We start from the raw sequence: 21,266 nt of genomic DNA, 5'->3' as shown, positions 1-21,266 counted from the left end.
ATTCAGTTAAACATTACAACCGCAAGCAATAAATTTAAAGCGCATGTTCCCCAAGCCCAAGGTACGCCAGTCACCAAGAACTTTTTCGGGTCTAGCTTCGTGTATTCTAAAGCCCACAGATTCCAAGACTGGGTAACACAAGCCGAAACAGCCATTGAAACCGCCGGGACGATTATCAGCGCAAAACCAAAATATTGATTAAAAAATTCGGTTCCGGCGATTACGGCTGCCGTTGCCGAACCTGCTCCCCAGACCATTAATGGTCCTCGAAACAAAGCCAGCGGAGCCAATATAGCAAAAGCAATTGCAATTATTAAAGGGTTGTGGGGAATTATGTTGTGCAGGATTGCACTGAAACGGGCTGTATTTTTGACAGCCGCAGCACTGAACATTGTCAAAATAAACAGCATTACCAATAAGCCGGAAATATCCGATACGGATTTGTTTATTGTGCTGTTAATTAATTTCAAACAGTGCCGGTAGGAAACCATGTTTCCGGTTAATAGAAGCGCCAGAATGATTGAAAGAAGCAGAGCCGGAATCGGTTGCCAGCCGAAGGCCAAATTCATAAAGACAGGCATGATTGGAATAAAATAACTGTAAATAGGCGCTGATTTTTTATCTAAAATATCATCACCATTTTTATTTTTTTCCTCGACGATTTCTTCGTTGGCATGAATTAGTTTTGCATGAACGAGAATGAAAATAACTACGACCAACATTTGAACAATCATTGCCGCGAAACCATAACCTAAATATTTGCTTCCATACAGGACTTTTGGGAAAAATAATTGAATTTGTTTGATGATTACGATATTGACATACATTGGCGCTCCGACTGATAAAACAAAGGCTGCGACAGAAACGTTCTTAGGCAAGCCTAGCGATTCCAAAATAGGCAACAGGATAACGCCAACAGCTATTACAGCGCCGACGCCGTAGGAACTTGTAAAGATAAAAGCAGTCACTATGCAAACCAGGATTGCCGCAACAATCGGATGTTTATGGCTGACACGAATTGTTTGTTCACTGATCGATCCGGCGATTTGGGTGTCGACGAGCACACGACCAAACCAAGAACCGAAAATTATTACAACAATTGTCGAACCATAATCAAGTGCCGGCTGGGAAAAAATATCATTAATCGCGACTTTATAAGAAATACCGCCAATGATAGTCCAAAGAAGCGCCATGAAGAAAAAGCCAATCATGATATTGCCACCCCGCATTACGAAATAAATGAAGGCAAAAAAGGTTAGTAGTAAAAGAATTCCAATGATTAAATTTGTCATCTTAATCGCCGCTTTTCCAGATATTCTTCAAGACTTTTGATATCTTTTTTTAAATTTTCAATCGAATCGACCGGATATTCTAAAGCAATCGGCAATGTTCCATCAAAATTGTCAAGTAACTTTTTCCAGTCCAGCTTGCCATCGTCGATTGGAACTGTCTTGGTTTGTTGATTTTCAATCGTGTAATTTTTTAGATGAATATAACGAGTATAGGGAAGCAGTATTTTACTTGAAGAGACGGTATCTTGTTTTGTAAAAATCCAATTACCCAAATCGTTTACAAAGCCAATATTTAAATCGGCTTTTTTTGCAGCGCCGATAAAAATAACAATTTTTTCTGCCGATCCGCTCAATTTTGTTTGATCGTTTTCAACATTTAACTGAATGCTTTTTGGAACAATTGTTCCAAGCTCCTGTCCCAAATTTCCTTGGTAACCGTCGAATTCGCCAACATTCAATTTCACATAACTGGCCCCGAATAGGGACGCTTCAGCGAAGTATTGAAGTAATTTTGGGTTAATTTGGCCGGATTTGAAAATTACATCGGGAACTGAATAAAATAAGGTCAAACGTTTTCCCAATTTTGCACAATTAAGCGCCTCCATTTCCCTTAAATCGTCTGAAAAGTACTCTCGGCGAACTTCGATGTTCCAAATTCCTAATTTTGTCAATTGCTTAACGAGTTCAATTTGTGTCTTTCCAGCATTGTGCTGATGCTGTAACAGCAGGGTATTAGCGACTATTTGATTATTTTGCACGAAGAACCTCCTGATTTTTAATTTATAGCTTGCTCCTAGTTTATGAAAACGTTTTCTCTAAGGAGCCAAACAAAGATTACAACAGTTTTTTTTAACTGTCAATCTCTAAATATAAATTTCACAATGAATGCCCGACCATCAATTGGCTTTTTACAGTGATTACACTTGCCTGCGTTTCCGATTCCTGAATTTCTTCCAAGAGCTTATTAGCTGCTGTTGAACCTATTAATTTTGGATTCTGCTGAATGGTTGTGATCAGGGGGTGCGTGAGTTTTGCCCACTCCCAATCATCAAAAGCCGCCAGTCCGACTTGGTCCGGAACACTTATATGCCTTTGAGTCAGGACTCTCATCAATCTTAGTAAGAGAGGTCCCTTTAGGGCATAGATGGCAGTTTTTATTTTAAAATTGTTTGTTCTGTTTTTTAGTGAAACAAAAATATCGTCATCGGAACTTGTTACTTTGATTTCGATTAGACCCAAATTAAAAGAATGGTTTTTTTGCAAATCATCGAGAGCCTTATACCGATCTTGGCGGGCTGTGTTTTCGTCAATTTTTTCACTGAGAATTAAAATTTGCGGATATTGCATTTGGAGCATTAGTTCACCGAGTTTTTTGGAACATTCATAATTATCTGTGACAATTTCCGGCCAGATTTCCGGCTCTATTTTCCGATCGACGATTACAGTCGGAACATTTTGTTTTTTTAAGAATTCATAGTCGACGGCCAGTTGCCCCATCGGCTGAAGGATTATACCGTCCACCTGCAGCTCCAAGAGGCGTTCGATTTGTCTTTGCTCCTTTAGCTGCGAGTTGTTGGAATTCATGAGAATAATTTGAAAACCAATGTCGGATAGAACTTGGTCGGCACCTTTAAAAAGTAGAGATGAAAAAAAATTCTCGACATCTGCTACGACAACGCCAATTAAATGACTGTTTTGTCTTTTCAACATTTGAGCCTGGCGGTTAACGTGGTAGTCGACATCCTTAATGGCCTGCTGAATTTTTTGTCGCGTTTTCGCTGACATTTTGCCGTATTTTCCGTTCACATATCTTGAGACGGTCGTAATCGAAACTCTGGCAACTTCAGCAACATCGTTGATTGTCGCTCTTTTATTGTTTTTCATGTTCTTCCATTCAGTTAATCCTATCCTTATTATTTTGAATCATTTTTGTGCAGATTAATATAGTACATGATATAAAATTTCATAAATTAGCTGTAATTAGCTGTGAAAACCATTCCAAAAATCTTTTGAAATATTTTTATTAAAAACGGTTGACAAATTATTCCAGTCAGAGTAGCCTACTAATCAATCAAATAAATAAAACAACGAACAGAAGAGTAACTTGTTTGAGATGCAAAGAGAGCTGACAACGCTGAAAAGCCAGCCATTGATTCAAGCGAACCACACCTGCGAGTGCAGCCGAAATACTGCCGGGTCACCGTTATCGTCAAGAGTCATTGACTCGCTGAGGTTAACTAAGTAATTAGTTGGCATTAAGAGGTGGAACCGCGCAAAACGCCCTCTCAATCTTTATTGATTGAGGGCGTTTTTTTATTTATTTGAAGAAGGAGGGATTAATGCATTACATTTTTTCAATTTTACCGGATATTTTGAGCGGCTTGAATATTACTGTGGGTCTGTTCTTTTTAACTTTGATTGGCGCCACGCCACTTGGGATTTTAATGGCTCTTGGAATGCGATCACAATTTTTTGTTCTTCGTTGGCTTTTAAATGCTTATGTCTGGGTAATTAGAGGTACTCCTTTGATGCTTCAATTGATGTTTGTCTATTTCGGACTCCCAATTGCAAGCAACAATGAAATTGTTTTTCCAAAAATGACCGCTGCCGTTGTTGTCTTTATTCTTAATTATTCTGGCTATTTTGCAGAAATATTCCGCGGCGGAATTCAAGCGATTCCCCAAGCCCAATACGATGCCGCTGGTGTTTTGGGGATTAATCGCCGACAAACCTTTCAAAAAATTATTTTGCCGCAAGTCTTTAATATTGTCCTTCCTTCTTTTGGAAACGAGATTATTAATTTGATTAAGGATACTTCTTTGGGATATGTCATCAGTCTGGTGGATATTTTATACATTGCTCAAGGACACGCTGTGGCGGACGTAACTTTGTTGCCTTATGTAATCGTGGCAGCAATTTATTTAATATTCACGGCCCTCGCAACTTTAATTATGAAACGGATTGAATTGAATTTAATTATCGGGAGTGGAAATAGTGCTTAAAATCGAAAATCTAACAAAAAGTTACGAGAATAAAGTTGTCTTTAAGGAGCTGAATTTAGAAATCAACGATGGAGAGGTTTTGAGTATTGTTGGCCCTTCAGGAATTGGAAAAACAACTTTATTAAAAATTATTGCCGGTCTTTGCGGAGCTGATTCTGGAAAAATGGTCATTGACGGACAGAAAATCAATGTTACTGAAAAAAATCAAAACGCTTTAATCGGAGTAATTTTTCAGGATTTCAATCTTTTCCCACAATATACCGTCTTGGGCAATATCACTCTTGCTCCTCGAATTGTTAAAAATATCGAGACTGATCAAGCGAATTCAAAAGCCAAAAAAATTTTGGATGAACTTGGAATCGAAGATAAGGCTGATTTGTACCCTTATCAATTATCAGGCGGTCAGAAGCAGCGGGTAGCCATTGCCAGAGCTTTGGCAATGGAACCAAAAATTCTTGCTTACGACGAACCGACTTCGGCTTTGGATGAATTTTCGACTGGTCAGGTTGTCGAAGTTATCAAAGAATTAAAAAAAAGAGAGGTTACGCAGATGGTCATTACTCATGACATGCCATTTGCTAAAAAAATTTCTGATCGAATATTTGATTTTAAAAAGGAGATAGTAACAAAATGACTGCAAATGATAAGAAAAAGGCTTTTATAAATATCGGAATTATTGTTTTGATAATTGCCATTATTGCCGGAGGCTGGACATATTTTGCGAACAAAACCAAGACGAAGAGTTCCGATCATTGGTATCGAATTAAAAAGAGCAAAGAAATTAAAATTGGGCTTGATGATACTTTTATTCCAATGGGTTTTAGAAACAAGAGTGGCAAATTAATTGGTTTTGACGTTGATTTAGCGAATGCAACCTTCAAAAAACTTGGGATTAAGGTTGAGTGGGAACCAATTAATTGGTCAACCAAAGAGCAGCTTTTAAATGATGGACAAATCGATGCAATCTGGAATGGATATACAATTTCCGCAGCGCGGAAAAAGAAGGTGGCCTTTTCGATTCCCTATAAAAAAGGTACCCAGGTACTTGTCACTTTGTCAAAAGATAAAATTAATTCTTTTGCAGATATGAAAGGAAAAACTTTGGGTCTTCAAAACGGTTCGACAGCGCAAACCCAATTTCAACAATACAAAAATCTTCTAAAAAAATATGTTAAAGGAACTCCACAAAAATATGATACTTTCGACAAAGCTTTCATGGATTTGAAAGCCGGCCGTATTCAGGGAATTCTGGTTGATTCGATGTACGCCGGTTATTATGTTAAGCACTTATCAGATTCACAGGATTACAAAATCATATATGGTGGCTATCCTACCGACGAAAATGGTGTCGGTTTTAGAAAATCCGATTTAAAGTTGCGTGAAGAAGTAAATACTGTTTTGAAAAAATTCCAACAGAACGGCAAAATGAAATCCTTGCAGGAAAAATGGTTTGGAAAAGCTGACAGCGGATTGAAATAAGCTAAAATTTAATCGATGTTAACTTTTGAAAAACAATCTCTGTCCGATACAACAAAGCTTGCTCAGAATTTGGCGGCTTTTTTGTCGATTGGCGACCTTCTTTTGTTGTATGGCGATCTTGGAAGCGGGAAAACGGCCTTCACTCGTTCCCTGGTGCAGGCACTTGGGGCGGATAAAAATGTCATTGTTAACTCGCCGACTTTTACGATTCTTCAGCAATATAAGGGTCATGGTCTAGTTTTTCCAATCTACCATTTTGATGCTTACCGTCTAGAGAATATTGGCGCTGCCGATCAGGGGTTTGAGGACTATATCAACGGTGATGGTTTAACTATAATTGAATGGCCGCAATTCATGGCTGATATTCTTCCTGGTGAATATTTGAAAATCGAATTTGTTTACGACAAGGATAAGCGTGACATTACCATTTCGGCCAGTGGAGACCATTATAGGAAGCTTTTGGAGAAACTATGAATTTTTTGGCAATGGATTTTGAAACTGCCAGTAGTGAACCGTGGTCGGCGGTCTCATTAGGATTAACAATTGTTCGTGATAATCAAATTGCACAAAATTGGTATTCATTGATTAAACCGGAAACTTCTTTTTCTTATTGGAATACGGAAATTAATGGTTTGACTGCAGATGATGTCCTCGATTCACCGAAATTTCCTGAGGTTTGGGCTGATATCAAGAATCTATATGACGATTACCCAGTTGTAGTCGGTCACAATGTTCGTTTTGACAACAACGTCTTAAAACAAACACTAAAATATTACGGCTTGAAAACCCCGCGTTATTTGAGCCTTGACACAGTTTCTCTTTCGCGAAAGTTCCAGCCGGGAATGGTTAACCACAAGCTTGATACGGTTGTTTCCGATTTGGGTCTTTTTTTGGAACATCATCATAATGCATCCGATGATGCCCAGGCGTCAGCCCAGATTCTTATCTATGAAATTGAACATTTCGGTGAAGAGCGAGTGAAAGATTTTGTTAAATTGGTTTAGGCGAAAAAATGGCATTAAAAATTACAACAAAATACATGATCAAAAATGATTGTTTTTTAAAGGGGGACCCTTTGCGACCAAGTGGAATAATGATTCATTCGACTGCTACACCGGGAATTATGGCCGACGATTGGTTCTCGATTTGGAACAAATCTTTTGCTCATGGACAAATGGACCGCGAAGTTGCCGTCCATGCTTTTGTTGATGATAAAGGCGTTTTTCAATATTTACCCTGGACCATGCGTGGCTGGCACGCCGGCGGAGCGGCAAATAATGATTGTATTGGGATCGAGACTTGCGAACCAGCTGGAATTGAGTATGCTGTAGGTAGCTTTAACTTGATTGCTTACGATCCAAAAAAGTTTGCCAGCTATTTTAATAAAGTATGGCAAAATGATATACAGCTTTCGGTTCAATTGTGTCGCCGCTTTCAAATTGACCCGGCAAAAATTATTAGCCATCGTGAAGGTTTTTTGCTTGGCCTCGCGACTAATCACAAAGATCCGGAGCATTGGTGGAAATATTACGGAAAAACAATGGATGATTTTCGTCAACAAGTTAAAACTATATTAGATGCGGGTGAATGATATGGCAAAAAAGAAAAAAGAAAAATTTGAGTCGATTCGTACCTCTCATGTTGATGGGGATGATTTGGTCATGGATAGTCTTTTTGCAAAAATTAAATTAAGCGAGAAAAAAGAAGAGGAAAATGTCGAAAAAGAAAAGCAGGCATAAATAAACCCACTGGGACACAGTGGGTTTATTATTTATTACGATCCAAAAAAGTGCTTGAAATTCAGATAAAATGTAGGTATGAAGAACCCTTGGAAAATTATCTTATGGATTGTTGCCGTCTATTTGTTTTTCAACCTACTTGGGGCTCTGCTCGGAGTAGTTTTCTCTTTAATTGTGCCTTTAACCATTTTGTATATAATCTATCGCGGGGTAGTAAGACATAATCGGATTTCAAAGAGAATTGCCCGAAAAGTCAAGAATAAAACCGGTGTTTTGATATACAAACACGATTGGTGGAAACTTATAATTTCTTTTTTGGCGGCTCTGCCGCTCTACTGGTTTGCTCAAATTCAGACAAATTGGATTTCTTATACACTAATATTCACTTTTTGTCTGATTGCCGGATATTTTTTTATAACAGCTTTTCGGCGCTGGACCTACTTGAAAATTAGTGATTTTGGATTTGTTCGCGTTGACCACAAGTATTTTTTTCGTCACAAACTAATCTATGATTGGTCGAGAATTTATTATACCGAGGTTTCTACGGAGGGGTTAAATTATCAACTGTATGTTGCAACTCTTGACGGTTCTTTTACAATTAAACAAAACGATGTAAAAGGGATTGCAATTCCCGAATTAAAGAAAATTGTCGATTCGTATATTCGATCAAAAACGACAAAGAATGATTCCGATATTTTCCGGGAGAATGAGCAAAATGATAATTATAGCGGTACTGTTGGCGGAATCAATCATGTTGCCGATTCGGTCTTAGACGCGACCGATTCGATTCTAGCTACTGCTAAAAATAAGTTCGATGAATATTTAAACCAAACAAAGCTTGCCGACGAGGGAACTTCGATTGATTTAACACCGATTATCATTTTTAAGAAAAAAGGAAAAAGTAAACGACCTTTTGGTCAATTTACTGCCTATGGATTTGAATTTTCCAAACCCTTAATAATTTCAAAAAATGATACGAAAATTTTCCAAGTTCCTTGGAAAAATATAAGTGATATTAAAGTTGATGATTTAAAGCGTCCAAGCCAGTTAGAATTAAATTTGAAGCTAGTCAACGGATATGATTTAGATCTTTTGATTGCTGATAGCGAAAGTGGTCAGAAATTTATCAGTCTACTTGAAATCAAAAAATTATACCTGCGAGTTCAAACTTTAAAATCGCATAGCAAACATAAAAGTATGACCGTTTAGGAGGATGAATGGCAAATTTAAACAACGGAACTGGAGAAACGAATCAAGTTGACCCGAAGAGACCTATTTTGCCAAGTTTAAGTCCCGATCAACAAGCGAAGGCCAGGGAATTATCTAAACAATTGGACGGTCTCGACCAGGAACAGATTATTAATTACGGTTCTGATATTCAAAAAGAAATATCCGATTTTTCACAAAATGTTTTGAATCAAGTTTCAAATAAAGAGCTTGGTTCTATTGGCGGCAATTTGCGGGATTTGGTTGTAACAATTGGTGAAAGTAAACCGGAAGAGTTGGCGCCACAAAAAGAAGGCTTGATTTTGAAAATTTTTGGTCGTGTGCGTCGCTCGGTTCTTGAAATTCAAGCAAAATACGAAAAAGTCGGCGAACAAATTGATAAAGCCGCCACTCAATTAAGCAGCCAGTGGCAGGGCTTAATGAATGATAATAAAATGCTCGAAGGTCTTTATCAAAAAAATCTTGATTACTATAATCAATTAAACTTGTACATCGCTGGAGCCGAGGTTAAGGAAAAGGATATTCGCGACAATATTCTAACGGCAGCGCAAAAACGTGCTACAAAGACACAAAACCAGTTGGATGCTCAGACTGTCCAAGATGTTTATCAAACTTTGACGACCTTGGAGAAGCGCAATTACGATTTAAAACTCACTCGGCAGATTGCTATTCAACAGGCTCCGCAAATTAGGCTGGTTCAGACAACCAACCGTCAATTGTCAGAAAAAATTCAATCTTCGATTAATACAGCGATTCCTTTGTGGAAAAATCAAATTGCGATTGCCCTGACACTTTTTAAACAGCGTGATGCTGTCAATACGCAAAAAGCTGTTTCCGAGACAACCAACCATTTATTAGAGCAGAATTCAGAAATGCTGAAACAGTCCTCTCTTGAAACTGCAAAAGAGAGTGAGCGTGGCGTGGTTGATATTGGATCTTTAAAAAAATCTCAACAGAATTTAATTGATACGATTCAACAAACGATTCAGATTCAAAACGATGGACGTGAAAGGCGTGCCAGCGCAGAAAATGATTTATTGCAACTGGAAGACCAGATGAAATCAGAGTTAAAAAGAATTTCGAATAATCGTAATTCAACTGGCGATTTAAAAGATCATAAAAGCAATTAGAGCTTCATTTGTAAATAAATTGGTGCGTGATCGGCACGAGTACCTGTGTCGATCATTCCTGTCTTAACTATTTTTTCTTTGGCTGAGTTGCTGACAATGTAGTAATCGATCCGCCAACCGGCGTTGTTTGTTTTTGCAAGCCGGTTTCTTTGACTCCACCAGGAGTAGGCAATTTCTTTTGGGTGCTGTAAACGCCAGGTATCTATAAAGCCAGCAGATAACAACCTGCTGAATTTTTCTCTCTCCTGATCTGTAAAGCCAGCCGAATTATGGTTGCTTGAGGAATTTTTTAGATCGATTTCTTCATGGGCAACATTTAAATCACCGGAAAAAATAACTATCTTTCGTTCGGACAAGTCACTTATATAGTGTCTGAATTGGTCATCCCATTTTCCACGTGCCGGTAGTCTTCGCAAACCGTCACCTGAATTAGGCGTATAAACATTCAATAGATAAAAATCAGGATATTCCAAAGTAACGATTCGCCCTTCCTGATCCATTGTGTCGGGCGCATCAATGACTGGTTTGTCATAGGAAATCGGCGCCTCTTTGGCGAGAGTCATTACACCGGCGTAACCCTTTTTTGCCGGTGGAGTGCTGTTTTTGACAAAACGCAGATAGTTGGGGAAAAGTTCTTCTAAAACTTCATCCTGCTTTTTGTTTAAACCGTTTTCCGGCAGTTTTGTTTCCTGAATTGAAAAGAAATCCGGTTTGGCAGCGGCAATTTTCTCAAGAGTCTTATAAGTGAGTTCTCCTCGAGGAGATTTGTGCTGAATAGCTGCGTTTAGACTATCGATATTCCAAGAAATAAAGTTCATAAAGCTAGTCTAAACCATCACGGTTACAAGCAATGATAAAATCAATATATCGAAGACTTTACTAAACAATTTTCTAATATTGAAATATATAAGGACAAATCGATCGCTGAATATGCATTTGCCCAAGTTGGCGGAATAGTTGATTATTTAGCTTTTCCAAAAAATGAACGGGAAATGGAAAAGTTATTAGTTGCTGCTAGTCATGAGGATCTTCCCGTACATGTGCTGGGCCAGTTAAGTAATATGCTGATCTCCGATCAGGGAGTTCAGGGATTGGTAATTATTACAAGCGAAATGAAGAAAATCGAAATCAACGGTCGCGATGTTATTGCCGGGGCTGGGATTGATATGATTTCTGTTTCCGAATTTGCCTATGAACATGCTTTATCCGGTTTGGAGTGGGCAGCTGGTCTGCCTGGGTCTGTTGGCGGTGCTGTCTATATGAATGCCGGCGCCTATGGTGGTAACACAGCCGATTGTCTTAAGAGTGTCGTTGCTTTGGACAGAAATGGCAGGCCAACAGTTTTAACAAAGAAAAAACTCGGTTTTTCTTATCGAAATTCTGGAATTCAAAAGAATGATTATTATATTATTCAGGCTACTTTTGAGCTTAAACCCGATCAACCGGACGAAATTCGGCGCTGGATGGATGAATTCAACTTACGAAGAATTGATAAACAGCCTTTGAATTTGCCATCGAATGGCTCAGTCTTTAAACGTCCAAGCGGATATTATGCCGGAAAGTTGGTTTCCGATGCTGGGTTGCAAGGTGTTCAGATCGGTGGTGCACAACTTTCAACTAAACATGCTAATTTTATTGTTAACATTGATCATGCCAAGACCGAAGACTATTTAAATTTAATTAATTTGGTTAAACATACGATTAAAGAAAAAAATGGTATCGGCATGGAACTTGAAATAAAAATGATCGGAAAGGGATTTACCGAGAATTAATGGAACTCTTATTGTTATTTCCAATTATTATCTCTTTAATTGTTGTTAGCAGTTTAATCGCGCATTTTTTTCCTTTGATCCCGGTAAGCCTGCTCCAAATTATTTTTGGAGTTGGGCTTTCTTTTTATATTAAGGGAAGTATCGGCCTGGATACTGAATGGTTTCTGCTTTTATTTATTGCCCCTTTGCTTTTCCACGATGCCTGGAGATTTCCAAAAAGAGAACTCTGGCAACTGAAAGCACCAATTATTGCCAATGCAATCATTCTTGTTTTTTTAACTGTCCTCGGCGGTGGCTGGCTGGTTCATTTATTGATACCGATTTTGCCGCTTCCGGTTAGTATCGCTTTAGCAGCAGCCTTATCACCAACCGATCCAGTCGCTGTTGGCACAATTCTTTCACGAATTAAAATTCCACAAAACCTTTTGCACGTACTGATGGGAGAAAGTTTATTGAACGATGCTTCCGGATTGGTTGCTTTTAAATATGCTGTTTCGGCAACAATGCTCGGTTCTTTTGTTCTGCATGATGCTTTTTTCAATTTTATTTATATTTCCTTGGTTGGCGCTTTAACCGGATTCATCCTGATTTCAATTCTTGATTGGGGAACTGAATTTATTCGCAAGCGTGGCGCCGGCGATGAGATTCTGCATGTCATTATCAACGTGCTTGTGCCTTTTTTGATATTTTATATTGCTGAAGATGTCGAACATTCTTCTGGAGTTATCGCGGTTGTCGTGGCCGGCATTTTAACTAATTTGAGAAACAATGCCGATTATAATTCCAGTTTCGAGTTTGACGTTCTTTCGGAAACTATTCGGCGAACGCTGGCTTTCGTTCTTAACGGCACAATTTTTATTTTGTTGGGGATGCAATTCCCACACGTCTATAAGGATGCGATTATTGATGGTGATTTGGATCTTTTTAGAGGAATTATTTATGGTGTTATGGTTTGGTTCGTCGTTTTCATTATCCGGGCCATCTGGACTTATGCTAACGAGTATTTGAGTTTCAAACGAAATCCGAAAGATGCCAACGCTCCTTCGATTATCGGATCAGCTATCATGGCTGTTTCCGGAGTCCGTGGAGCAATTGCCCTGGCGGCCGTTTTATCGATTCAGTCTGTTTCCGGGAAAACTTTCCCTGATTATTATTTAATGGTTTTTATTGCCGGTGTTGTTGTTATCCTTTCTTTAATCGTTGCTTCGATCATGTTGCCGATTTTAGTAAAACGGGCCGGGCCGGTTTCCAATCTTCCAGTCGATGTTCAACTGATCGATCAGGAATCCGATTTCAATATCAACGAGTTTGGCCAAACTGAAAGGAAGACTCATTTTATGAGCGAAGAAGCGGCCAGAATTTTTCAGTTGCAATCGGGTATTCAGGCTCTTCGATCAGAATTAACCGATATTGCCGCTGGAGATGAGGTTGTCGATGCCCGCCAGGCGGCTGTTTACGATCTCGTCTATGAACGTCAACAGAAGATCAATGATTTACAGGTTAAAATTAATCACCGACGGGCTAAAAAATTGGTTGCTAAAGAACAGGCTTATCGAGTGATCGCTTTAAACGCTGAAATTGAGGTAATCGAAGGTTTGTATAGACAAAAAAAGTTGTCCCCAGCTGTCTATCATGCGAATATGTTGGGCGTGAAATGGTCCTTAAGAGATATCGGCCATCGGCGCAGTTTCTCTTTTCAATGGTTTTTGCGTGTGATTAGACGTACTTTGCAACTAGTCGAGTTGCGGGTTACAAGGGTTAAAACTAATCGAGCGAAAAAGCAAAATTTGATGGTTCATCGGGCGAGAGCGAAGGCCGGCATCAAAACTTTGGCTGCCCATTTAGAGAACAAAAAAATCGATAATATCGGCCGCCAGGCAGCCTTCAACATAATTATCAATTATCGAAGCTGGCTGGCGAGAATCAAAGCCAGCAAGACTTTTAATAAGAGCTACGATTCATCTTTGATGGGTTTATCATTAATTGCAATCAATGCTGAAAGAGATTCAATTCAACAACTATTTGAAGCAAAACGGATTCCTCGTCACTTGGGAATTAAATTATTGCAGGAAATAAATTTTGCCGAGATATCAGCGCTTTCGGACAACGGTAGTTAAGTTATACTAAAATCAATGAACTTAATTGATATCTTTACATATGAAAATCTCGTTCATTTGATTGATATTCTTGTTATTTGGTTCGTCCTTTACAATATTGCTAATTGGGTCCGTGGAACGCGGGCAATGCAGCTCGTTCGCGGGATCGTTATTCTAATTGTCGTTCGTTTAATCGCTTGGTGGATCGGTCTTGATACGGTTTCCTGGATTTTGGATCAGGTTATTAACTGGGGTCCGATTGCTTTGGTTGTTTTGTTTCAACAGGAAATTCGCCGGGCTTTGGAAAATTTAGGTACCAGATCCTTTTTCCGGCCTGCCGGGACGTCGGTTCCTTCCGAAGAAATTGTTATGACAGCTTTAGATCAAGCCTTGCCTTACCTGTCCCGTCGGCGAATCGGTGCTTTAATTGCGATTGAACAAGAGACCAGCTTAGCCGAAATAATCGATACCGGAATAACCCTAGATGCTCAAGTCAGCTCTGCTCTTTTGATTAACACTTTTATTCCCAATACACCTTTGCATGATGGAGCGGCTATCATTCGCTCCGACCGTTTGGTCGCTGCAACTGCTTATCTGCCTCTTTCAAGCAATCCGTCAACTTCCAAGGATTTAGGTACCCGTCATCGAGCCGGATTGGGCTTAGCCGAATCAACTGATGCGATTGTTATCATCGTTTCCGAAGAAACCGGCGAAGTTTCAATTGCTCAAAAGGGTGTTTTGCATCGTAGCCTCAAACCGGAAAAATATGATCAATTTTTGCGTGATCGACTGATCACAGAAAACGAGAAAAATCATAGTGATGTTTTTGCTAATTTAGCCAGTTGGGTTGCCGGCTCCTCAAAAAAGAAAAACGGCAACCGCCATGATGATAATTCCAAGGGAGGCTCGGGTTCTGATGAGGTACATTAATTCTCTTTTGCGGAAAAAATGGTTCCAACTACTGGTTACCCTTATTTTGGCGATTGTTCTTTTTGCGTATGTTACCGGAACAACCGGCACTGTCCGAAGCAGTAAAAGTCAACAAAATGAATTGATCACAACACAAACAACCGAAATTAATGTTCCAGTTAATGTCAATATGAATGAGAATAAATATTATGTATCGGGAGTCCCACAAACTATTAAAGTCAAAATAACCGGCCCTTCCGGATTAATTACCGCGGCTCAAGATTCGCAAACTATTCGGGCGACAGTTAATTTGGAGAAACCGAAAATTGGTTCTCAGAATGTTTCACTTAAATTAACTGGCTTATCCGATACATTGGCAAAGACCCTCGACCCATCAAGTTTAACTGTTAATGTTTCCAGGAAGATTTCCAAGAGTGTGCCGATTATTCCGACTTATAATCGAGATAACATCGCCAGCAAATATGTTGTTTCCGGTTTCAAGATTTCACAGACAAAAGCAACCGTCACTGGTCCTTCGGATTTAGTCAAAGTTGTCAATCATATCTCGACGAGCCTGAATGTTCCGGCGAATACGCAATCAAGCATTAATAAAAATATTGCTTTGAAGGCTGTCGATAAAAACGGTTTGGTAGTTTCGGTTGAGATAAATCCCAGTTCAGTAGCTGCTACGCTTGACGTTACCAGTGAGTTTGCTGTTAAAAATAGTAGTAAAGAAACAAAGACCGTTTCTTTGAATCCTAAGTTTACCGGATCTAAATCAATGTCGAATTATAATGTCACCTTAAGTTCTTCGAGTGTTCAAATTACCGGCGATAAAAGTTCGGTTGATAAGATCGATTCTGTACCGGTAACTGTTGATATGAACCAAATCAGTACTTCCGGCGGAGTTATTACGGTTAAGCCGTCTTTGCCAAAAGGAATCGATGAAATTACCCCTAAGGCAGTTGAAATTTCGATTACGGCCCGAACAATTACCGGCTCGAGTTCAAATAAAAGTTCAAGTTCCAGTTCGGAAGGGAAGTAATGGCTAATTATATGGTTTTTGATCTCGTTCAGGAGATCACTCGTTTAGACGGCTCAGTTTATGATGAATTGGGAAATATCGTTATGAACGGCCGAGCTGAATATGCAGCTGAACAAAATTTCATCAAACAAGTTAGAATTTTGAAATTAAACATCCCCCATTCAAATCACGTTGAGAAGGTCGAGAGGTATATCAATGATCATTATTCAGATCCCGGTTTTTCAATGAAAAGATGGGAAGAATGGAAAAAACCGCCAGAAATACAAAAGGAAATGCAGGTGATTCTCAATGACAACCGTCTAGGCTGATTATTTTCCTCAACAGTTTCTCTGTAAAATAACCGCCTCTAATTTTCTTTGATAAATTGTCGAGATTATCGGAATCGATCTCGGCTTTTTTAATTTTGTCCGGAATTTCCGCTAGGTTATTAATTGCAATGCCAATTTTGTTTTCCAAAACAAATTTTGTGATTGCTGATTTTTCCCAGACAATGACGGGAATATTCGCGGCCAGATAAAGACTCAGTTTGTGCGGAGAATTAATTTTTTGATAATTTTGGTAATTTGTTTTATTTTTTTCTTGGTCCTCATCCCAAACTAGGCCCCACTTATTGTTTAAGAATATTGGTAATTGGTCGGGAATGATCGGTTTGTGTAATACCAGATAATCGTTTTTTTCCAGCGACCATTTTTTTGGCAGGCGGCCAAAAATATCTATTGGTATTTTTAATGAGTAATTTTTAATCCAAGATGATTTCGATAGGCTTCCCGCGTAGACCAAGGAAGTCGGAATTTTTGTCGTTTTATTTTTTTCCGGACTTAAATAATCGAATAATTCGATTTGGAAAATATTTTGATTTATTCGAAAAAGGCGATTTGTCATTTTTTTATTATGAGTAATTAGATAATCGGCTGTTGATAAAACTTGGAAAGCAATTTTTTTGGATTTATAATCATGAATTCTAAATGTTTCAAAATCATGGATTAGAATTACCGTCCTACTGCCTACTTTTTTCAACTCTTTTTGAAAATTCAATTCCCATTGATCACCCAAATAACTTGGATATTGATGAACCAACAAATCGCCTGGTTTTATAACCGATAAATCGACTGTTTTTTCCGCACGATTTATTTTTAGAATTCCAAAACCAATATTTTCAGCAATTTTTGCAAAATCTTCCTTGGCTTTATCAGCGCCGATCGGCATCCATGGTTCATCAGTTAGAGTTACCCAGTTCATATCTCAACTATAATGGAATTATGCGAAAACCAATTATTATTGCAAACTGGAAGATGAATTTTTTGCGCGATCAAGCTAATTTATACGTTAAAAAGTTGATTAAAAAGCTTGGTAACAAAGAAAATATCGAAGTTGGAATTGCTTCTCAGGATCTTTTTTTAACTGATTTGATTAAACTAACTGAAAATACTCCCATTTCGATAGTTGCTCAAAATGCTCATTGGGAAAATTTTGGTCCCTTTACGGGCGAAACTTCTCCCAAAGCATTAGCCAATGTTGGGGTAGATTATGTCATGCTTGGGCATTTTGAACGACGCGAACTATTCAACGAAACTAATTCAACTGTTAATTTAAAAGTTCGGACAGCTTTGAATAACGGTATGGATGTGATTGTTGATGTTGAGGAGCTGGAGCAGGTTGCTCCGGTCCTAGAAGGTGTTTCAGAAGAACAGATGCAACAAATTATCATCGGATTCGAACCGACCTTTGCAATTGGAACCGGAATGTCAGCCAGCACTAAGGGTGCCGAGGATGTTGCCGAACAAATTAGAAAGACGGTTAGAAAGCTCTATGGAAGCGATGTCGCCGATTCAACAAGAATTTTGTATGGCGGATCGGTGAATCGCGATAATTTAAAAAGTTTAATCAAACAAAAGGATATCGATGGTGTTTTAGTCGGTAAAGCTGCTTTGGACTTTCAAAGTTTTTGGGAACTTGTTGAAATTATTGAGAATTCGCTTTAATAGAAACGATGAAACCGTTTACATTAATTGAATTTTCCTCTATAATGAAATCGCTTACAAACAGCTGCTGTAGGGTATTAGCTTTCACAACGCAGCAAGCATTTAGTCTTGTAAGTTCATATTAATTGCCAATGCAAAACTCTGAGATGAATGGGAAGCTGCCAAGCGGTGGCGCAGCTAGCAAATATATGTCTTCCCCAAGGAGAAAAAATGGTTGAAATGTCTTTGGAACATATTCGGAAGGTTTATCCTGGCCAGATTGTGGCTGCTATTCCTGACTACAATTTGAAAATTAACGATGGAGAATTTACGGTTTTCATCGGTCCTTCGGGATCTGGCAAGTCGACAATCTTGCGAATGATTGCCGGACTTGAAGATATCACTTCCGGTGAATTCAAAATGGATGGCAGGCTCATGAATGATGTTGAGCCTAAAAACCGCGATATTGCAATGGTCTTTCAAAATTATGCTTTATATCCACATATGACGGTTTTTGACAATATGGCTTTTGGTTTAAAACTTCGTAAAGAGCCAAAGGATAAAATCAAAGAAGCAGTTGACAAAGCAGCTGAATTATTGGGTTTAACGGATTTTTTGGATCGTAAACCAGCTAATCTGTCCGGTGGCCAGCGTCAGCGAGTCGCTCTTGGACGAGCGATGGTGCGCGATGCTAAAGTGATGTTGTTGGATGAACCTTTGTCAAACCTTGATGCCAAGTTACGAGTAGAAATGCGTTCAACAGTTGCCAAGCTTCATCAGGAACTAGGCAACAATTTCATTTATGTAACTCATGACCAAATTGAGGCGATGACGATGGCTGACCGAATTGTTTTGATTGACCATGGTGTTATTCAACAGGTCGGATCTCCGGAAGAGCTTTATAACAATCCGGGTAATAAATTCGTTGCCGGATTTATGGGTTCACCGTCAATGAATTTCTTGAATCTAATTTTAAAGGGCGACCAACTAGTTTCCAAGGATGGCAAAGTCAACCTGAAAATTCCTAAAGGAGATTCCAAGTTTCTAAGGGAAAAGGGCTATGAAAACAAGGAACTCATTTTTGGTATTCGTCCCGAGGACATTCATACCGAATCAGTTGCCAAAGATGCCTATCCGGGAGATACAGTCAAAGTAAAATTGGATCTGGTCGAGCCGTTGGGTGCTGAAACGATGTATTATTTTGAACTTAATAATCAACAGTTCGTTGCCCGGGTCAGTGCTCGTGAAATTGCCCAGACCGGGGATCAAGCTGAATTGACTTTCCAGATTTCCAGTGCTCATTTCTTCGATCCAATAACAGAATTAGCAATTGTTCCTCCGGAAGCGAAGGTTTATAAAAGTCCGACGAGGCAGGAATCCGATGTTGCCAATACGAAGGGAACCTCGCTGGAAGGACAAAAGTTTTCTGAAAAATATTAATCGTTTTTTTAAACACAGTCTATTTTTAAATTGATTGTGTTTTTATTTACATTTAGATTCTAGTCCGTCTAGGTCTGCTAAAATATTAACTGTTGCATGGAGGAAAATAAATGTCATTAATTGCAAGTATTTACGCACGTGAAGTTCTTGACTCACGTGGAAATCCTACTGTTGAAGCTGAAGTCTATTCTGAAGATGGTTTTTTTGGTCGTGGAATTGTCCCATCAGGCGCATCAACCGGTGAGCATGAAGCGGTTGAACTACGTGATGGCGACAAAAGTCGTTATTTAGGCAAAGGAGTTACCAAGGCCGTTGCCAACGTCAATGGAGCTATCGCTGAAGCCTTGATTGGCAAGTTCGATGTTGCTGATCAGCGTGGAATCGATTTGGCGATGATTGCCTTGGATGGCACGCCGAATAAGGGAAAGCTTGGTGCTAACGCGATCTTATCTGTTTCGATCGCCACAGCGCGTGCTGCGGCTGAAGAAGCTGGTTTGCCGCTTTATCAATATCTTGGCGGGCCTAATTCCTATGTTTTGCCAACACCAATGATGAATGTTATCAATGGTGGCGTGCATTCAGACAATAAAGTTGATTTTCAGGAATTTATGATTATGCCTGTTGGTGCCAAAACAGTTAAAGAAGCTATTCGAATGGGTTCTGAAACCTTCCATAATTTGAAGAAACTTTTGGAAGCCGATGGCAAAAATACCAGTGTTGGCGATGAAGGTGGCTTTGCTCCTGATTTTGCTAATAATGAAGAGCCACTACAATACTTAGTTAAGGCTATTCAAGCTGCTGGTTATAAACCAGGCAAAGATATTGCTTTGGCAACTGATGTTGCTGCATCTGAATTATATGATGCAGATACCAAGAAGTACAAACTCAAGTGGTCTACCGGTGAAGAATTTACGGCTCCTGAATTTGAGAAGTATATTGAAGGCTTGGTTGCTAAATATCCGATCGTTTCCGTCGAAGATCCATTGGATGAAAACGAATGGGATGATTGGGTTGAAGTAACAAAAGAGCTTGGAAAGAAAGTCCAAATTGTTGGTGATGATTTCTTTGTTACCAACACTGATTACCTCAAACGCGGTATCGAAATGGGTGCTGCGAATGCAATTCTGATTAAGCTTAATCAGATTGGTACCTTAACCGAAACCTTTGAAGCGATCGAAATGGCTAAAGAAGCCGGTTATACTGCAATTGTTTCTCATCGTTCCGGTGAAACCGAGGATACAACGATTGCTGATTTGGTTGTTGCTACTAACGCTGGTCAGATCAAGACCGGATCAATGAGCCGGACTGACCGAATTGCTAAATACAATCAGTTAATGAGAATTGAAGATGAATTGAACCAAGGCGAACCAGAAGGTGTTTCGATTTATAAAGGAATCAATTCCTTCTACAATTTAAACGCTGATGCTAAAAAAGAAATTCAAAGCCACCAGGGCTGATTTCTGAAATCTGTAAACGTCGAACGTCTTGTTCGACGTTTTTCGTATCTGATTAAGGAGGAAAAAATGAAAGTTACAATTATTGGTGCAGCCGGGCAAATCCCGCATTTTCTAATTCCAATGTTACAGAAACAAACCGATGCAGAATTAACTTTATTCGCTCGGAATGCTACCAGCCGCCTGCTTGATTATTCCAAACCGACAGTTCGAATTGTTGATGGAGATGCAAGCAAAAGCGGTGATGTTAAAACAGCAATTACTGATGCCGATGTTGTTTTCATGGATTTCGACAATCCCGAGGCTGTTAAAAATGTTATCAAGGTTATGGACCAATTAGGGAAAAAACGTCTTATCGTTGCCGGTGTTTTGGGTGTTTACGATGAAGTTGCCGGTGCTTTTGGTAAATGGAATAATATGATGATTGGTTCCGGATATTTACCACATAAACAAGCAGTTACCGAATTGGAGAAGTCTGATTTGGATTATACCTATATGCGAATGACTTGGCTTTATGACCAAGACGGCAATACCAACTATGAAACCCAAAAGAAGGGACAACCTTTGATTGGCGCTCAAGTTACTCGTCAGGCAGTTTCACAATACGTAATTGATATGATTAAGAATCCTGAATTGGGAATTCGCGAGTCAAATGGGGTCGTTGAACCAAACACGAACTTCGCTAAACCGAGTTTTTACTGACTAAACAAAAAAATCAAT

At 39.1% G+C, this 21,266-nt stretch carries 23 protein-coding genes; 18 read left to right on the top strand and 5 right to left on the bottom strand.

The genetic code is table 11. The features are described from left to right. Window positions 1-2: 2 nt before the first annotated feature. The 3 genes from J3U91_RS08655 to J3U91_RS08645 all read right to left on the bottom strand — a co-directional run bounded on the left by J3U91_RS08655 (window position 3) and on the right by J3U91_RS08645 (window position 3,176). Window positions 3-1,292 carry a hypothetical protein gene (locus J3U91_RS08655; RefSeq protein ID WP_002819495.1) on the bottom strand — a complete coding sequence of 430 codons (1,290 nt, stop codon included), beginning with the start codon at window positions 1,290-1,292 and terminating at the stop codon, window positions 3-5. Further along, window positions 1,289-2,050, bottom strand: coding sequence for a sugar phosphate isomerase/epimerase family protein (locus J3U91_RS08650; protein ID WP_002819494.1), 762 nt, complete (start codon window positions 2,048-2,050; stop codon window positions 1,289-1,291). Before J3U91_RS08650 ends, J3U91_RS08655 begins: the two co-directional genes overlap by 4 nt. 118 nt (window positions 2,051-2,168) lie before the next feature. Beyond that, window positions 2,169-3,176 carry a LacI family DNA-binding transcriptional regulator gene (locus J3U91_RS08645; protein WP_002819492.1) on the bottom strand — a complete coding sequence of 336 codons (1,008 nt, stop codon included), beginning with the start codon at window positions 3,174-3,176 and terminating at the stop codon, window positions 2,169-2,171. Between the two features lie 455 nt (window positions 3,177-3,631). Between J3U91_RS08645 and J3U91_RS08640 the strand changes: the two genes are divergently transcribed. From J3U91_RS08640 to J3U91_RS08600, 9 genes are all read left to right on the top strand, one after another. After that, a complete protein-coding gene (locus J3U91_RS08640) occupies window positions 3,632-4,294 on the top strand; it encodes an amino acid ABC transporter permease (RefSeq protein ID WP_002819490.1) in 663 nt (220 codons plus the stop codon). After that, window positions 4,287-4,928, top strand: a complete 642-nt coding sequence (locus tag J3U91_RS08635; RefSeq protein ID WP_002819488.1) for an amino acid ABC transporter ATP-binding protein — start codon at window positions 4,287-4,289, stop codon at window positions 4,926-4,928. The genes J3U91_RS08640 and J3U91_RS08635 overlap by 8 nt, the downstream gene beginning before the upstream one ends. Beyond that, a complete protein-coding gene (locus J3U91_RS08630) occupies window positions 4,925-5,773 on the top strand; it encodes an amino acid ABC transporter substrate-binding protein (protein ID WP_002819486.1) in 849 nt (282 codons plus the stop codon). The genes J3U91_RS08635 and J3U91_RS08630 overlap by 4 nt, the downstream gene beginning before the upstream one ends. Window positions 5,774-5,788: 15 nt before the next feature. After that, entirely contained in the window at window positions 5,789-6,247 is a 459-nt protein-coding gene (tsaE, locus tag J3U91_RS08625) for a tRNA (adenosine(37)-N6)-threonylcarbamoyltransferase complex ATPase subunit type 1 TsaE (protein WP_002819485.1), read from the top strand. Then, window positions 6,244-6,777, top strand: a complete 534-nt coding sequence (locus J3U91_RS08620; RefSeq protein WP_002819484.1) for a 3'-5' exonuclease — start codon at window positions 6,244-6,246, stop codon at window positions 6,775-6,777. Before tsaE ends, J3U91_RS08620 begins: the two co-directional genes overlap by 4 nt. An 8-nt stretch (window positions 6,778-6,785) precedes the next feature. Further along, on the top strand, window positions 6,786-7,364 hold the full coding sequence (locus J3U91_RS08615; protein ID WP_002819483.1) for a peptidoglycan recognition protein family protein: 579 nt from the start codon (window positions 6,786-6,788) through the stop codon (window positions 7,362-7,364). 1 nt (window position 7,365) lies between these two features. Continuing rightward, the gene (locus J3U91_RS08610) at window positions 7,366-7,512 is read left to right on the top strand and encodes a hypothetical protein (protein ID WP_002819482.1); all 147 of its coding nucleotides are present in this window, start codon (window positions 7,366-7,368) and stop codon (window positions 7,510-7,512) included. A 78-nt stretch (window positions 7,513-7,590) separates the two neighbouring features. Next, a complete protein-coding gene (locus tag J3U91_RS08605; protein WP_002819481.1) occupies window positions 7,591-8,721 on the top strand; it encodes a hypothetical protein in 1,131 nt (376 codons plus the stop codon). Window positions 8,722-8,729: 8 nt separating this feature from the next. Beyond that, window positions 8,730-9,869: a toxic anion resistance protein gene (locus tag J3U91_RS08600; RefSeq protein WP_002819480.1), complete on the top strand. Its 1,140-nt coding sequence runs from the start codon at window positions 8,730-8,732 to the stop codon at window positions 9,867-9,869. Here the strand turns inward: J3U91_RS08600 and J3U91_RS08595 are convergent. After that, a complete protein-coding gene (locus J3U91_RS08595; protein ID WP_002816486.1) occupies window positions 9,866-10,687 on the bottom strand; it encodes an exodeoxyribonuclease III in 822 nt (273 codons plus the stop codon). The genes J3U91_RS08600 and J3U91_RS08595 overlap by 4 nt on opposite strands. 102 nt (window positions 10,688-10,789) lie before the next feature. Here J3U91_RS08595 and murB point away from each other — a divergent pair, with 102 nt between their 5' ends. Genes murB through J3U91_RS08570 form a run of 5 tightly spaced genes read left to right on the top strand, consistent with a single transcriptional unit; the run spans window position 10,790 to window position 15,999 of the window. Continuing rightward, a complete protein-coding gene (gene murB / locus J3U91_RS08590; RefSeq protein WP_235043695.1) occupies window positions 10,790-11,641 on the top strand; it encodes a UDP-N-acetylmuramate dehydrogenase in 852 nt (283 codons plus the stop codon). Next, window positions 11,641-13,758, top strand: a complete 2,118-nt coding sequence (locus J3U91_RS08585) for a cation:proton antiporter (RefSeq protein ID WP_002819478.1) — start codon at window positions 11,641-11,643, stop codon at window positions 13,756-13,758. The genes murB and J3U91_RS08585 overlap by 1 nt, the downstream gene beginning before the upstream one ends. A gap of 15 nt (window positions 13,759-13,773) precedes the next feature. Then, window positions 13,774-14,667: a diadenylate cyclase CdaA gene (cdaA, locus tag J3U91_RS08580; protein ID WP_002819477.1), complete on the top strand. Its 894-nt coding sequence runs from the start codon at window positions 13,774-13,776 to the stop codon at window positions 14,665-14,667. Then, window positions 14,654-15,691, top strand: a complete 1,038-nt coding sequence (locus tag J3U91_RS08575) for a CdaR family protein (RefSeq protein ID WP_002819476.1) — start codon at window positions 14,654-14,656, stop codon at window positions 15,689-15,691. Before cdaA ends, J3U91_RS08575 begins: the two co-directional genes overlap by 14 nt. Beyond that, complete coding sequence (locus J3U91_RS08570) at window positions 15,691-15,999, top strand: hypothetical protein (RefSeq protein WP_002819475.1); 309 nt, start codon at window positions 15,691-15,693, stop codon at window positions 15,997-15,999. Before J3U91_RS08575 ends, J3U91_RS08570 begins: the two co-directional genes overlap by 1 nt. On the opposite strand, the gene J3U91_RS08565 is transcribed toward J3U91_RS08570, so the two are convergent. Beyond that, window positions 15,977-16,930, bottom strand: coding sequence for a sugar transferase (locus J3U91_RS08565; protein ID WP_002819474.1), 954 nt, complete (start codon window positions 16,928-16,930; stop codon window positions 15,977-15,979). The genes J3U91_RS08570 and J3U91_RS08565 overlap by 23 nt on opposite strands. 20 nt (window positions 16,931-16,950) lie before the next feature. On the opposite strand from J3U91_RS08565, the gene tpiA reads away from it, so the two are divergent. From tpiA to J3U91_RS08545, 4 genes are all read left to right on the top strand, one after another. Beyond that, window positions 16,951-17,673, top strand: coding sequence for a triose-phosphate isomerase (gene tpiA, locus J3U91_RS08560; RefSeq protein ID WP_002819473.1), 723 nt, complete (start codon window positions 16,951-16,953; stop codon window positions 17,671-17,673). 210 nt (window positions 17,674-17,883) lie between these two features. After that, on the top strand, window positions 17,884-19,092 hold the full coding sequence (locus J3U91_RS08555) for an ABC transporter ATP-binding protein (protein ID WP_002819472.1): 1,209 nt from the start codon (window positions 17,884-17,886) through the stop codon (window positions 19,090-19,092). A 110-nt stretch (window positions 19,093-19,202) separates the two neighbouring features. Then, window positions 19,203-20,549 carry a phosphopyruvate hydratase gene (gene eno, locus J3U91_RS08550; protein WP_002819470.1) on the top strand — a complete coding sequence of 449 codons (1,347 nt, stop codon included), beginning with the start codon at window positions 19,203-19,205 and terminating at the stop codon, window positions 20,547-20,549. Window positions 20,550-20,615: 66 nt separating this feature from the next. Further along, complete coding sequence (locus tag J3U91_RS08545) at window positions 20,616-21,248, top strand: NAD(P)H-binding protein (RefSeq protein ID WP_002819468.1); 633 nt, start codon at window positions 20,616-20,618, stop codon at window positions 21,246-21,248. Window positions 21,249-21,266 lie beyond the last annotated feature (18 nt).

This window comes from Oenococcus oeni, assembly GCF_020510245.1.
Classification (GTDB): Bacteria; Bacillota; Bacilli; order Lactobacillales; family Lactobacillaceae; genus Oenococcus; species Oenococcus oeni.
This window is presented reverse-complemented; position numbering and strand designations above follow the sequence as displayed.